Origin of the sequence: Clostridium saccharoperbutylacetonicum N1-4(HMT), assembly GCF_000340885.1 — a bacterium.
In the GTDB taxonomy this organism is placed as follows: Bacteria; Bacillota; Clostridia; order Clostridiales; family Clostridiaceae; genus Clostridium; species Clostridium saccharoperbutylacetonicum.
Window position 1 is genome coordinate 5,467,017 of the sequence record NC_020291.1, and the last position, 15,099, is coordinate 5,482,115.

14 protein-coding genes are annotated in these 15,099 nt (G+C 29.0%); 3 read left to right on the forward strand and 11 right to left on the reverse strand.

Annotated elements, in window-relative coordinates; genetic code table 11:
• Positions 1-55: 55 nt before the first annotated feature.
• From uxuA to CSPA_RS24070, 5 genes are all read right to left on the reverse strand, one after another.
• On the reverse strand, positions 56-1,117 hold the full coding sequence (gene uxuA / locus CSPA_RS24050; RefSeq protein ID WP_015395006.1) for a mannonate dehydratase: 1,062 nt from the start codon (positions 1,115-1,117) through the stop codon (positions 56-58).
• Between the two features lie 145 nt (positions 1,118-1,262).
• Positions 1,263-1,934, reverse strand: coding sequence for a GntR family transcriptional regulator (locus CSPA_RS24055; protein WP_015395008.1), 672 nt, complete (start codon positions 1,932-1,934; stop codon positions 1,263-1,265).
• Between the two features lie 389 nt (positions 1,935-2,323).
• Positions 2,324-2,932, reverse strand: a complete 609-nt coding sequence (locus tag CSPA_RS24060; RefSeq protein ID WP_015395009.1) for a hypothetical protein — start codon at positions 2,930-2,932, stop codon at positions 2,324-2,326.
• Between the two features lie 157 nt (positions 2,933-3,089).
• A complete protein-coding gene (locus CSPA_RS24065) occupies positions 3,090-3,806 on the reverse strand; it encodes a DUF2461 domain-containing protein (RefSeq protein ID WP_015395010.1) in 717 nt (238 codons plus the stop codon).
• A 116-nt stretch (positions 3,807-3,922) separates the two neighbouring features.
• On the reverse strand, positions 3,923-4,741 hold the full coding sequence (locus CSPA_RS24070; RefSeq protein WP_015395011.1) for a helix-turn-helix domain-containing protein: 819 nt from the start codon (positions 4,739-4,741) through the stop codon (positions 3,923-3,925).
• Between the two features lie 183 nt (positions 4,742-4,924).
• On the opposite strand from CSPA_RS24070, the gene CSPA_RS24075 reads away from it, so the two are divergent.
• Positions 4,925-6,166 carry an MFS transporter gene (locus tag CSPA_RS24075; protein WP_015395012.1) on the forward strand — a complete coding sequence of 414 codons (1,242 nt, stop codon included), beginning with the start codon at positions 4,925-4,927 and terminating at the stop codon, positions 6,164-6,166.
• Between the two features lie 51 nt (positions 6,167-6,217).
• Complete coding sequence (locus CSPA_RS24080; protein WP_015395013.1) at positions 6,218-7,012, forward strand: nitroreductase family protein; 795 nt, start codon at positions 6,218-6,220, stop codon at positions 7,010-7,012.
• Between the two features lie 242 nt (positions 7,013-7,254).
• Here CSPA_RS24080 and fliB read toward each other — a convergent pair whose 3' ends face one another.
• Entirely contained in the window at positions 7,255-8,466 is a 1,212-nt protein-coding gene (gene fliB / locus CSPA_RS24085) for a flagellin lysine-N-methylase (RefSeq protein WP_015395014.1), read from the reverse strand.
• A gap of 333 nt (positions 8,467-8,799) precedes the next feature.
• Here fliB and CSPA_RS24090 point away from each other — a divergent pair, with 333 nt between their 5' ends.
• Positions 8,800-9,684: a LysR family transcriptional regulator gene (locus tag CSPA_RS24090; RefSeq protein WP_015395015.1), complete on the forward strand. Its 885-nt coding sequence runs from the start codon at positions 8,800-8,802 to the stop codon at positions 9,682-9,684.
• Between the two features lie 131 nt (positions 9,685-9,815).
• Here CSPA_RS24090 and CSPA_RS24095 read toward each other — a convergent pair whose 3' ends face one another.
• The 5 genes from CSPA_RS24095 to CSPA_RS24110 form a co-directional block, all read right to left on the reverse strand.
• Positions 9,816-10,259, reverse strand: coding sequence for a DUF2798 domain-containing protein (locus CSPA_RS24095; RefSeq protein ID WP_017810373.1), 444 nt, complete (start codon positions 10,257-10,259; stop codon positions 9,816-9,818).
• A gap of 72 nt (positions 10,260-10,331) precedes the next feature.
• Entirely contained in the window at positions 10,332-11,297 is a 966-nt protein-coding gene (locus CSPA_RS24100; RefSeq protein WP_015395017.1) for an NmrA family NAD(P)-binding protein, read from the reverse strand.
• Positions 11,298-11,625: 328 nt separating this feature from the next.
• Positions 11,626-11,763 (reverse strand): hypothetical protein, encoded by a 138-nt coding sequence (locus CSPA_RS29850; RefSeq protein ID WP_158399839.1) that lies wholly within the window; start codon positions 11,761-11,763, stop codon positions 11,626-11,628.
• A gap of 1 nt (position 11,764) precedes the next feature.
• A complete protein-coding gene (locus CSPA_RS24105; RefSeq protein WP_015395018.1) occupies positions 11,765-13,171 on the reverse strand; it encodes a glycoside hydrolase family 1 protein in 1,407 nt (468 codons plus the stop codon).
• 2 nt (positions 13,172-13,173) lie between these two features.
• Positions 13,174-15,030 carry a beta-glucoside-specific PTS transporter subunit IIABC gene (locus CSPA_RS24110; RefSeq protein ID WP_015395019.1) on the reverse strand — a complete coding sequence of 619 codons (1,857 nt, stop codon included), beginning with the start codon at positions 15,028-15,030 and terminating at the stop codon, positions 13,174-13,176.
• Positions 15,031-15,099 lie beyond the last annotated feature (69 nt).

Here is a 15,099-nt window from a genome sequence, read left to right on the forward strand (position 1 = left end):
TATACTAAAAGAAAGAATTTTCTTTTAAATATTAATTTCATTTTCTCTCTAAATTCTATTTATTTCTTTGTAATGAATCCCATATTCCCCATATGTACATAATTCCAAGTGCTCTATCATAAAGTCCATAACCTGGTCTGCATTGTTCATTCCAAATATGTCTTCCATGATCTGGTCTTGCATATCCAGTAAATCCAACTTCATGATATGCTTTAACTATGTCACATATATCTAGAGAACCATCACATGTTCTATGAGATGTTTCAATAAAATCACCATTTTCATAAATCTTTACATTTCTAATATGTGCAAAAGCAATTCTATTTCCAAATTCTCTTATCATAGCTGGTACATCATTATTTGGATTTGAACCTATTGCTCCACTACAAAGAGTTAGACAGTTATAAGGATTATCTACAAGCTTTAGTAATCTTGCTAAATCATTTCTGTCTTTTACTATTCTTGGTAGTCCGAAGATTGACCAAGGTGGATCATCCGGATGTACTGCCATCTTAATATCATTTATTTCTGCAACAGGTATAATTTGTTCTAAGAAATATTTTAAGTTATTCCATAAATCTTCTTCTGTTACATTCTTATATGCTTCAAAAAGCTGTGATAAATTTTTAAGTCTTTCTGGCTCCCAACCTGGCATTGTAAGGTCTGGATTTGATGCTATTTTATTAACTAATTCCATTGGATCTATATCATTAATCTTTGCTTTTTCATAGAAAAGAGCTGTTGAGCCATCTTCTGCCTCTTTGTATAGATCTGTTCTAAGCCAGTCAAACACAGGCATAAAGTTATAACAAATAACCTTTACTCCAACCTTAGCTAACTTCTCTATTGTTTTTTTGTAATTTTCAATGTATTTATCTCTTGTTGGTAATCCTAGCTTAATATCCTCATGAACATTAACACTTTCAACAACGTCTAAGTTAAATCCATATTTATCAGTTGCTTCTTTTACCTTAAGAATTTTTTCCATTGGCCATTCTTCACCAGCTGCCATATCATGAAGAGCCCAGACAATCGATTCCACGCCTGGAATTTGTTTGATTTGATCAAGTGTTACGGTATCATTTCCTTCACCGTACCATCTAAACCCCATTTTCATAGTTATGTTCCTCCTGCTTTTTCTTGAGTTTTCTTAACTTTAGCTTAGCTATATAATTTCCATAAGAACATAAACGTTCTAATTTCATATTTTATATAAGCCTCACCTCCCTTAATTACTAATAAAGTAATTCAAAATCACTTTATTATTTAAAATAATCTGGATATATTTTTCTTACTTCATTTTTATCAAAGGTAACCATATTTAAATGTTCCTTCATAACTTCTTCTGCTTTTTCTGCATCTCTATTTTTTATAGCATTGAATATTTCTTCATGTTGTGAATAGATATTATCCCAGTTTGGGTTAACTTCTAGTCTAAGCATACGAATTCTTTGAAACTCTATACTACCATCATTTATGCTATCCCATATTCTTTTCTTATTACTTCCTTCAAAAATTATCTTATGAAATTCTTCATCTGCTTCAAATAATTTTTTATAATCATGATTTTCAATATACATTTTCTGCAGTTTCAAATTCATTTCTAGTGCTAATGTTTTTTCAGGACAAAATTCCTTGCATGCTTCTTTCACCACAGCTCTTTCTAGATGTTCACGCAAAAATCTTCCATCTTCAACAGCATATAAATCAACTAAAGAAACAACCGTTCCTTTTTGAGGATAGATGTTAACTAATCCTTCTTGAGCTAAACGAACAAGCGCTTCTCTTACTGGAGTTCTACTCACACTATATCTTTCTGAAAGCTCTTTTTCAGAAATACTAGTGCCCGGTTCAAGGTATAAATTTATAATTTCTTCTCTTAGTTTATAATATATAGTTTTGCTCGTAGTATTTTTCTTTATATCTAATGCCATTATATTATTCTCCTTTACCTTTTTACTTGCCATACTTGTATGGTAGTTAACTCTATACTTAATCTTACTATTTTTATCATGTAAAGTAAATTGAATAATTTATTCTTATAAAACTATTTGATTTCTACTGCATAATAAACTATATTTTTTGAACATATATTAAAATAATTATCATTACCATACTTGTATGGTAGATATTTTTATTTTATCATAACCGTTTACAATGTCAAGCAAATATTTTATAATTTTTTAAAAATCATCCTAGCAATTATTATTGTGATTACTATAATCCTTTTAAGTATTAAATAGATTATTAATCCACTTAGATATCAACAATAAAAAGAATCTCAAAAATGCTTTTATGCATTATTAAAATTCTTTTTACATAATTATAATTTTTTAACCTTGAATTTATCACTATTATTTACTATTTTAATATTTAAATTATTTAATAATTTATCCAAACTTTTTATTTGATTAATATATTTTTTATTATTTTTTTCAATTACCTTTTCTATCATTTTAATTATAGCTTCTTTTTCTTCAGCATCTAACTTAATTCTTTTACATATATATTCCCTGTTAATATGAATTAATGTAGTCCAAATTTGTTCTTCTACTATATTGTTAATATTCATCATAACCCATGTAAAATCTTTTCTTCTATCTTTTACAGGATATGCCTCTCTAAAGAATTTTATAAAGGCATTTTCTTCTTTAGGCTCCTTTTCAACTACATATTTACCAAACTGATTTTTTAATTCATTTTGAAGATACATAATAGTATTTGGCTTAACTTTATCTGACATCTTCTCAATATTATCATAGATAAAATTATAAGTATCTTGAATTTTCTCTGGATCAGCTTCGCCTTTTTTTAATATCCTTGCAACATCTATATATTCTAAAATGTTCTTCTTACAATTTAATTCTTTGTTATATAACTTTTGCCATATTTCTTCTGCACTTAAATTCTCTAAGCTTAAGTTTTCTTCCATGCCTACACTCCTCTGTATCTTTTAAGATAGTATATATTAATAATAATCGTACTTATAAAAATATTTGTAATAAATTGTTATCAATATTTGCGATAATTTTATCACAATAAAACAAAAGGAGCAATTATAATAAATACTATTCTGAAATTTTATTTTTCTATTTATTTATCTCCTTACTTTTTCTAACTTCCACACTACATAAATAATCATAAATAGGTTTGAGCATAGTAAAAGCTGTTGTCAAATCTTTTAATATATCCTTTGTAAAAAGTCTCTCAACTTCAACATTGTTGTGAACTAAGTGGATACTTTTCCTGTTATACCATTTGTTTATATTTGTTGGTTTAGTAGAATCTAAAATTCTTTTATATTCTTCCCCCTCAATTGTAAATACATTTTGTTTATCAAAAAATGAGATAGCTTTTTCAAAAGATTTTTGATTCTCATCTATCATCTTACGGAATACATCCATAGACTCTTTAGATGCACTATAATATCCCATCCCATAACGATAAGATTGTGGAGAAATTTCAAAGAAAAAGGCTGGAGCATCTCTCCATTCTTTTTTGCCTCTTTTAAAGGTTAAGAACATGGTATTTTTATATAAAGACTTGTCCTTTGAAAATCTTATATCTCTAAAAATTCTTGATATTGTTTTATTAATTACAGGGGCAACATCAATAAGATCATCAATATTAAGCATTTGCTCACTTAAATCTATCACTAAATTTTGAAATGGTTTTAATAAATATTTGTTATAGTCATCTCTATGGCTTTCGAACCATTCCTTACTATTATTTACTCTTACATCATTAAGAAACGTTAAAGATTCTGGTGAAAAACCTTCAAATTTACTAACATTATTTTTGTTCATTTTAATATCCTCCATTCCTAAAATCATTATAAATCTAAGACAAGGTAAGTTAATAAACACTATAAGTGAACAAACTTAAAATAGATCTTTTTAGTTTCAGTCATAATATATTTGATTTATACTAACATAAGTTGTTCTAATTTATTTTTTGTATAATCATCTATTGGCATTTGAATGGTTATATACGCTCCCTCTATTTCTGTAGACATAAATGAAATATAGCTTAAGTATAAGTCTCCTACTAACGGATGATGTAAAAGTTTTTGCCCCTCTGGTGTGCCCATAATACCTTGATTACTCCACCATTTATTAAATAAACAATTTTTTTCATTTAATTCATTTATAATCTCATTTATTGTATTATCATTCTCATAATAGCTATAATTTGCTCTTAATTGTTCAACACGTAGTTTAGAATGCCCCTCCCAATTATCTAATAATCCCTTTAGATAATCATCATTAAAAGCTCTCCAAACAGAATTTCTTTCTTTTTCATTCATTTCTTCATAATTACCATAAACTTTTAGTGCTGCCGTATTCCATCCAATCATTGTTAATTTGCTATCAGTAACGTATGCTATGTTAGGATTTTGATTGTCCAAAAATTTTTGTAATGTATTCGAAATGATAGCGGTAGTAATGTCTTCCATAGGTAATTTTTTATCTGTCAAATTAAATAAATATCGTTTTTCTTCATTATTTAATTGCAACACTCTACTCAAAGATATTAATACATCTATTGATGGATTAACATTTTGTCCTTGTTCAATACGCACATACCAATCAATACTTACTCCTGCTAAATCAGCGACTTCTTCTCTCTTTAGACCTTTTACTCTTCTTTTTTTATCAAATTTGAGTCCAAATTGCTCTGGCCTTAATGTGGATCTTTTCTTTTTTAAAAATAATCCAAGTTCTTTATTTTTAGACATCATTACCAGCTCTCCTATTTATATTTAATTATTAATGATAATACGTGTAATTTGCAAAATTATTTTTCAAATAATTCCAAATAAATTAAACATGGTATTTTTAATCATATGATAACTTAGCTTCTATTTAAAATAATACTTTCATTATACACTATTCTCATGAAATATAGAGAGGAAGATGTAAAAATGAACAGAGATTTAAAAAACAAAAATTTTTCAAACAAATTATTATTAATTTTATCAGTTATTTGTGCAATTATAGTAGCCAATTTATACTACGACCAAGTTTTATTAACCAATATTTCTAATGATTTTTTTGTACCTGCTTCATCATCTGGTAAGCTTATAACTGCTATACAGATAGGTTATACAATTGGATTATTATTTATTGTACCATTGGGGGATAGATATAGCAGAAAACACTTAATCATATTAAGTATTATTTGTTCAGCTGTATTATTATATTTAATGACTTTAGCCTCAACCTTTAATTTAATAGTAATTATAGGATTTTTTATGGGACTTTCAAGCGTTTCAGCACAGCTTATAATTCCATTTGTTTCATCAAATATTTCGTCAGAAAAACGTGGTGTAATAGTTGGGCACTTATTAACTGGAGTGTTTCTTGGAGTTCTACTCGGCAGAGTATTAGGCGGAGTTGTTGGTCAATTATTTGGATGGAGAGGAGTTCATGAATTTGCAGCAATAATTTTATTAATTTTTGCAGTGTACTTATATTATTCTCTTCCAAGTGATAATGTTAAAAAAGAAAGTTCATATAAAAATATTATATTATCCTTACCTCCATTACTAAAAAAAGAGAAGGTATTAAGAGAAACAATAGTTTTTGGCGCTGCTGCATTTTGTGCCTTCAATATCTTTTGGGTCTCCTTATCCTTTATTTTAGAGGGTTCTCCTTATAATTATGGAAGTGCCATAGTTGGACTTTTTGGTTTCTTAGGTATTGCAGGCGCTCTTGCAGCTGGATTTTCAGGAAAACTTACAAACAGCAAAAATGTAAGCTTGTGGAATCTTTTAGCTTTAGCTATAATGTTTATCTCTTTTTTGATCTTAGGTATGGGTTGGTCTAAACTTATAATTATAATTTTTATAACTTTTATTTTAGATGTTGGTTCAAGAATGAATATGTCCCTAAATCAAGGAAGGATTTATAAACTTAGTCTCCAAAATCATAGCAGATTAAATTCCCTTTACATGGTTGGATATTACTTAGGTGGATCTCTTGGTTCATGGATAAGTACCTATGTATATCATTCATTTGGTGTTAAAGGGATTACAATGGCAAGCTGCACCATACTTTTACTAGCCTATATTTATTATTTAATTACTAATAATATTTTTAATCGAAAAAACAGTATTAAATCCTCAAATATAATTAGCACTAAAAATGAAACTGTACATCAGTAATTTCTAAAATTACTTAAGTTAAATATATTTAAAATAAAGGAGAAAATTAAAATGAATTTGATAACTGTAAATCAAGAGAAATGTATTAAATGTGGTTTATGCGTAAAAGAGTGCCCAGAACGAGTATTAGAACTCAGTAAAAATAGGCCTAAAGAAGTCTGTAGTGAAGAGTGTATTTCCTGTGGCCATTGTGTAGCTATATGTCCAAGAGAAGCAATTGATAATATAAAAACGCCCTTATCCACTCAAATAAGCTCAAAAAAATTTCCAAAACTAAGTCCTGAAGATGCCGAAAACTTTCTTCGTTCAAGGCGTTCAATCCGATCCTATAAAGAAACTCCTGTTCCAAGAGAAAAATTAAAAAAACTTGTAAATATTGCACATTTTGCTCCAAGTGGACATAATCTTCAAGGTATATCGTATGTTATCATCGATGATAGAAAACTCATTGATAAAGCTGTTAAAATTGTAATTGAAGAATTTGAAAAAGCTAATGTGTCAAATAACTTCACAAAGCCATATCTCGAAAAAGGAACTGATACAATTTTGCGAGGAGCCTCCAGTCTTATACTAGCAACTGCTGATTCAAGCTTCCCACGCGGAAGAGAAAATTCAATTCTTTCATTTACATATTTGGAGTTATATGCACCAACACTAGGCTTAGGCTCATGTTGGGCTGGAATGTTTGAAAGAGTTGCAATGAAGGAAAATTCCCCACTAATTAAATTATTTAATATCAAAAGTAATAAAAAAATCACTGGTGCTGTTATGGTTGGATATCCTAAATATACTTATCAAAGATTAGTTGACAGGAATCCATTAGAATTTACTTTTATAAATCAGTAATATCCTTTCTATGAAAGTTAAGTAAATCTTCTAATAAAATTCATTATTAGTAATAATACCCTTAATAATAAAAAACGACCATCTGCAAGTAGCTATTTAAGCCATATGCAAATGGTCGTAGATTTTATGGTGCAGATTTCACATAATAAAAGCTTTTCTAACTTCAATACCAACAGTTAACAGATGGTTTTCTGAACGATAAAGTATAAAATAAAAAAATCCTAGATAAAACCTTTGATTTACTACAAAAGCATTTTTGCAAATTCCATATTGTCGTAGCTATTTTCTTTAATATATTCTAAGATATCACTTCTATAGTTCTTATCGTGCTCTACTGCTTTTGCAAATACTTGTATAAATTCTACCATATCTTCTACAGAATCTTTTCCATTATATATGTATTTTCCAACTAGATAAAATCTCATTAATGAATATCTAAATAAAAGTAGAATATATCCATCAAACATGCAATCACTTTCTGAAAAAGGGAATAAATTATTATATATAAAATTAACAATATAACTTTCAAATATATAACTATTGCTTTCTATATACTCCTCTGTATATTTTTCAAATGCATTTATATATTCATCCTTATTTTCTATTACAGGTTCATTATCTTTAATATTATATCCTTCCATAATTTCTTTAGTATACTTTTTAAATTTATGGCTATCATTTTCATTTAATATATCTAAAGAATCAAGTACATTCTTCAAAAATGAAACCTGAAGTACATAATTCATACTCTCTCTTTTATAAGATTTAGCTTCGCTTTCTATATCATATTCTCTTATAAATTCTTTTATTTCATTACTTTCTATATCTTCTAGTTCATTTAAGAAATCACCCAGAACATATAATCTACAACTGAAATTCAAATTTCTATTTTGTATTATTTTTATTGAAAAGTCTCGAATCTCCTTGAAATACCTTATAGGTGTATCTTTGAATTCAGATGATCTAGTATCAAGTACACCTGACATAATATACTTACCTAAACTCTTTTCACTTTCCTTAAATTCTATCTTCTCTTTACTTCCAAGAATAATTCTTGCTGCCTCTGGACATGCTGCATCAAGAGATATTTCATAATGATCATCTATTTTATTTAGTACTCTAGGAAATTGAGTACAAACACTAGAAAGATAATCTTCTCCAAATTTCCCTTGAATCAAACAGTAATTCTCATCATCTAGAAACGGACATCTTTTTGTTTTTCCCAACTTAATTCTTCCATAATCTAAATCTTTATTAGTACAATATTGATTGTTATGAACATTTTTTTGGAACATCTTTTTCATTGCTTCATCTGTGACTTTGTGATATTTTTTAAATGTTTCTTTATCAATATCTATATCCCATCCAATGCAACAGCTATCTTCACATTTTCCTCCAATACACTGAAACTTATCTATATAGGATGGATATATCATCTTAACATTCTTTTGCATTTTTACCTTCCTTGCCTTTTAATATTTTCTTGATTGTGCCTAAAGCTAATTATATCATCAAAATAACGTATATTGAAAATTATAATTTAAAATTTAGTTTATTTTGTACCTGAACAAGACCTTATAATTTTTGTTTCCCCCCTGTAAATTTAATATAAATAATATCTTACAATTTATACAATTTGATAATGATTTTTAACACAAGCCAATAAAAGACGAGTGTTTAATAGATTACTAGAATATTAATATACTAACATTTATATTCTTTTAACTGAAATTGAGATATGTTATCATTAATAGAGAAAATCTATTAATTATAGGAGGCGAATCAATATGCACATTAAGCAACTTGAATGTTTTGTTCATTTAGCTGAAACTCTCAGTTATTCTAGAACTGCAGAACTTTTATACATCACACAGCCTACTGTTACCCATCAGATTAATACTCTAGAAGACGAACTTAGATTAAAGTTATTTATTAGAACAAAGAGAAAAGTTGAGCTTACTCCAGCAGGTGTTTCCTTTTATAATGATATGAAAGATATTCTAACAAGAACAAACATAGCTATAGCAAAGGCAAAGAATTATGCAAAAGACTTTGAGTCTAATTTATCTATTGGTTATGAAGGCAATACAGAGGTAAAGTATCTTCCCTATATATTAAGTTCATTTAAAGAAAATTTTCCACATGTGCATATATATTTGAAAATTTCTGATTTTAAAGAGAAAAGAAATCTCTTTACTAATCATAATTTCGATTTAATTTTTACTGTGAAGGAAAGTATTGATGACTTACCAGATGTTGACTACGAAGAACTTTTTACTAGCAAATTTGTTTGTGCATTACCTAAAGACCACCCACTTGCTTGTAACAGTATAATTAGAATAGATTGCTTGAAAAATCAGTCTCTGATTTTGTTAGATCCTTTAAAATCTCCATCTGAAATGACACGCGTACAAAAAGATATTCAAATGCAATGTCCAATGTCTACTATTTATTTCAGCGATGGACCACAGATCGCATATACGATGATTAAAGGAAAACTTGGAATTGCAGTAATGCCAGACTTTGTATGTCCAAACGATCCTGAGCTTTCCATCATTCCTATAGATATAAATGATATAGTTTCTTATGGCATTGCATGGCACAAAAACAATAAACAGAGTCATATAAAGGGCTTTGTTAACATTACAAGGCAAATATATAAAAATTTATAGATTATGACCAATAACAATCTAAATTTAAATTGTTATTGGTCTCTTTTTAGTTAAATAAAAAATACCATGGATAACCATTTATATTTTTCACCACTTACCTCAAAACCAGGTATAATTTGATCATACTAACTTTAACGTTCCACAATTTTAGTCGTAAGTTTTAATGCAAATGGAGCAAATATTAGGGAGACAATATAACCAACAATAAATACTATTGGATAAATAGATATCCAGGCCACAAATAATATAGAAGAAACCCCTACATTAATCACCGTCATAAAAAAACTTACAATTGTGACATAAATTCCACTCACTATAAAATTACTTAATGCTGAAAAAAGAAAACTGTTTTCTTTCGCATTAAATTTTTTTGCAAAAATTTCACCAAGCTTATTAGCTGGTATGATTAAACTAGAAATTAAATTAATGATAAATGCTTCTAATGTTGAAATAATTATAGGAATTAATGCCAACTTTCCTGTATTTAAAAGTAAGACTACTACAGACATAGTTATAGCTAAAGCAAACATAATCCATAATCCCATTATAAAACTAAAATACTTCTTTTTAATCACGGATAAACCCCTTTCAAAATTAATTAAATTATCTATGAAGTATTTTTCTTACTATAATTTAGTAAAGTAGAATTATTGAACTTTCCCTAATTCCCAATAAGTAGTTATTTTTTCTTTCCATACAAAGCTATATTTTTCTAGCAAGTCTTTAGGATCTATTGGTTTTCTTCCTGTCAATTTTTCAACTGTATCTGTTTCAATTGCCATTAACCCATCTCTAATACCAGATTCATTTGTTACCATATCATTAGCACACCATGGCACTGGTGATTTTGAGTAATTTCCTTTTGATGTACGTGGTATATATATTGAATCTAAATAATCATAATATTCTTCTTCATTTATAGTTATATATTCATAATCAATACCTGATATTTCACGAATCATATTGCAGATTTCATTTTGGTCAATTAATTGACCTGTTACATCGTAATCTTTATTGTGTTCACCTTTACCTAATAATAGTGCCGTAGCAACACGTCCACTATCATCTTTTGCAATAAATGTAGCTTTTCCTTCTCCTGCTGTAGTAACCCATCTATTGTTATCTAAATTTGCCATCATAACAGAATTAAGTAAGTAATTTTCTAAGTAAAGATTATTTCTCATAATATTATAATCTACACCAGATGCTTTTAAATATTCTTCTGTTGCTGTATGATCTGGTAATACATATTGCTTGTACCCTTCGCGGTTAGCACCAAAGAATGAAGTATATGTAATGTGCTTTACACCTGCTGCAATAGCAGCATCTATTACATTTTTATGTTGCTGTACGCGCTCTGGTCCTATTACTACACCAGATACCATATAAAGACGATCTCCACCTTTAAATGCTTCTATCATTTGTTCCTTATTGTCATAATTTGCTTCTCTTACTGTAACCCCCTTTTCTTCCCAAACCTTTAAGCGTTCTTCTCTTAAACGACTTTTATCTGGACATGTAAAGATTAATTGATCTCCAAACACCTCATTTAACATATTAGTAGCTACTCTTCCACCTAATTGCCCATCTGCTCCTGTAACAATATAACGCATATTTTTCCCTCCATTTATTTTTAATTAAAATATTGATAGAATAATATAATAAGCTGCTAGCAAAGCTTAAACATTTACATTAAGTAATAGATTACTTGTTAAAATATTAACACCTTTATGTTCGAAACTGAAATTAAAAATTTCTATTAGTAATAGAAAATTTTTATTAATACAAAAGATCAATTAATATGCACATTAGATAATTGTAAATTACAGCCTACTTATTCTATAAAAACTAAATAGAGATACTGAATAAATCTATTTCATTGCAAAACAAAAGACCCACGAAAATCGAAATTTCAGATTTTCGTGGGTTTCATGGTGAAGGCTAAACACGGAATATAAAATCCAGCAATAAAGAACTTTTCTTTTTTGATCTTTTATAGGTTCCATTTCCTAAATCATCTGCATATACGTATATAAATCCATAGCATTTGCTCATTTGAGAATATAATAATTCCTCCATTTTATCTGACTAAATTTTCACCATTACTCTCTATAATTTGTTTATAATAATTATAACTTTCTTTTCTCCTACGATTTAATGTTCCACTGCCATCATTATTTCTGTCTACATATACAAATCCATAGCGTTTTTTCATTTCTCCAGTACCTGCTGAAACAATATCTATAGGTCCCCACCAGGTATAACCTAATATGTTTGCTCCATCTTCTATTGCTTCTTTCATCATAATTACATGCTCTTTTAAATACTCCATTCTCTCATCATCATGAATCTTTCCATCCTCAGCAATTTCATCACTAGTACCCAAACCATTTTCTACAATGAATAATGGCTTATGATAACGATCTGTAAGTTCATTACATACATAACGTAATCCTAATGGATCTATTGGCCATCCCCACTTACTTTCTTTTAAATATGGATTTTTCTTTCCCAATAATCCTCCAGTATTACCAAGAATCTTCATTCCTGCTTCATGTAAAGATGAACGGTAATAACTAAATCCTAAGTAATCACAAACACCTTTTTTCAAAATTTCTTTATCTTCTGCTTCCATTTCTATAGAAATATTATGTTCCTTTGCTATACGATTAAAGTATGCTGGATACTCTCCAAGAAGCTGAATATCACTATAAAATAGTGAACGACGACGCAACTCATAGGATTCAAAAACATCTTCTGGCTTACAGCTGGCTGGATAAATTGGAGATAAAGAAAGCATACATCCAATTTTGAATTCTTCGTTAATATCATGACCCATTATAACAGCTTTGGCACTTGCTACTAACATATTGTGACTGGCCTTATAAATATCTTGAAGCTTGCTTTCATCTTCCTTTACTTCAATTGCAGCTGCAATAAGTGGTAATGTATGAGCATGATTTATTTCATTAAATGTCATCCAATACTTTACTTTGTGTTTATATCTATTAAATATAACCTCACAGAAATTTGTATAGAAATCTATTAACTTTCTATTTTTCCAACCACCATATTTTTTTATTAAGTTAAGTGGTGTTTCAAAATGTGAAATTGTAATAACAGGTTCCATATTATACTTTAACAATTCATCAAACAAATTATCGTAAAATTCTAATCCCTTTTCATTTGGCTCTGCTTCATCTCCATTTGGGAAAATACGGCTCCATGCTATTGATGTTCTAAAGCACTTCATGCCTAATTCTGATAGTTCCTTTAAATCTTCTTTATAAGTATGATAAAAATCAATTGCCCTATGACTCGGATAATATCTATCCTCTTCTATGTTTAAAGATACATCCTTGAAACGATCCTTTCCAACAGGAAGTACGTCTGCAATGCTTAACCCTTTCCCATCTTCATTATAAGCTCCTTCTGCCTGGTTAGCTGCAATTGCTCCACCCCATAAAAATCCTTTTGGGAATCCCATATTTATGCCTCCTTAATTTTCAACTTCATAACTCTCTCTTCATTAGTTACATGACGATATTCATCTATATTTATATCATTAAATATTTCACTATTAGTTATAATCATCATGGTTGTTATGTCATAATCTTTTTCCTTTATTGCTTCTAAATCAAATTCAATTAATTTTTGTCCACATTTTACACTTTCGCCTTGATTAACAAGCATTTTAAAATGCTCCCCTTTTAATTCAACTGTGTTTATACCAACGTGGATTAATATCTCTACACCATCACTTGATTTAATTCCAATTGCATGACCTGTTGGAAATGCCACTTCAATTGTTCCATCAATTGGTGCTGTTATCACACCATTTTCAGGTATAAAAGCAACTCCTTCTCCCATTGCCTTACCTGCAAAAACTGCATCCTTAACTTCTTCTATATTAATCATTTCTCCTTGAACACATGAAACTAATTCTAAATCATTATCATGATTCTTTTTAGATTCTGAAGTCGTTTTTCCTTCATCAAAACCAAAAAAGTATGTTAATGCTGCTGAAATTGTAAACGCCATAGCTATACCAATTATATAAATTGTAAAAGTTTCTCCGAAGAAAGCTGGTAATGTTGTTAATGCAGGAAATACATATACAATTGCCTTAGTTTGAAACATTCCCATAAATGCTCCTGCAATTCCCCCTGCTATTGTCTGTGCAATTAAAGGCTTTTTATATTTTACTGATAAACCATATACAATAGGTTCTGTAATTCCACCCAACAATGCCGGAACTAAAGATGATGCTGCAAGACCTCTTGTTTCCTTATTTTTAGAACGAAGAAACACTCCTAAAGCAACACCTGCACTAGCAAATGTTGCAGCTGCAATCATTGGTCTTATAACATCATACCCAAGATTTGAAAGATTGTTGATCATTATTGGAACAACTCCCCAATGGATACCCAACATAACTAAATATGTCCATCCTGCACCTACAATAAGTCCTGCTAACAATCCACTACTACTGCTTAAGGTATTAATTACATATCCCAATCCATTACCTAGTGTTACTCCAATTGGTCCAATTACTATTACAGCTAGTGGTACCATAATTAATAAGGCAACCATTGATAATGCAAATATTTCTATGCTTTTAGGAATAAATTTCTTTAAGAATTTTTCTAAATATGAATATGCCCAAATAGTTAAAATTGCAGGAATAACAGTCCCTGAATATCCCATCAGTACAACTGGAATACCAGCAAAATATGCCATATCTCCATTTGCTTTCATTAATCCCGTAAAATTAGGTTCCATTAATGCTCCAATTATTGCAACTGAAATAAATGGATTAACCTTAAAAGTTTTTGCTGCACTAAACGCTAAAAATAGTGGTAAGAAATAGAATACACTATTTCCAGCAGCACTTAATATTTTATATGTACTTCCTACTTTATCCATAAGTCCATATGTTGTTAAAATTACAAGAACCGCCTTAATCATACCAGATCCAGCAAGAGCTATTATTATTGGAGTAAAAATAGATGCCATTGTATTAAATGCACGAGTTAATATATTTCCAGATGGCTTTTCTTCTATATCACTTGTTTTAATTTCACTTTTAATTTGAGGATACATTTTTAATACTGCATCAAACACATCTGCTACTTCATTTCCAATAACAACTTGAAATTGACCATTTCCTTCAACTACTGTTAATACACCTTTTATATTTTTAATTGCTTCTTTATCTACTTTTGACGTATCCTTTAACTTAAATCTTAATCTAGTTACACAATGGAACAGGCTATTAATATTATCCACGCCTCCAACCTTATCAACTACTTCTCTTACAAGTTGCTCATAATTCTTCTTTGCCATAGTTCTTCCTCCTATAATAACTATATTTTTGATACCGGTTACATCGATGTAACATAATTATAGCATTCA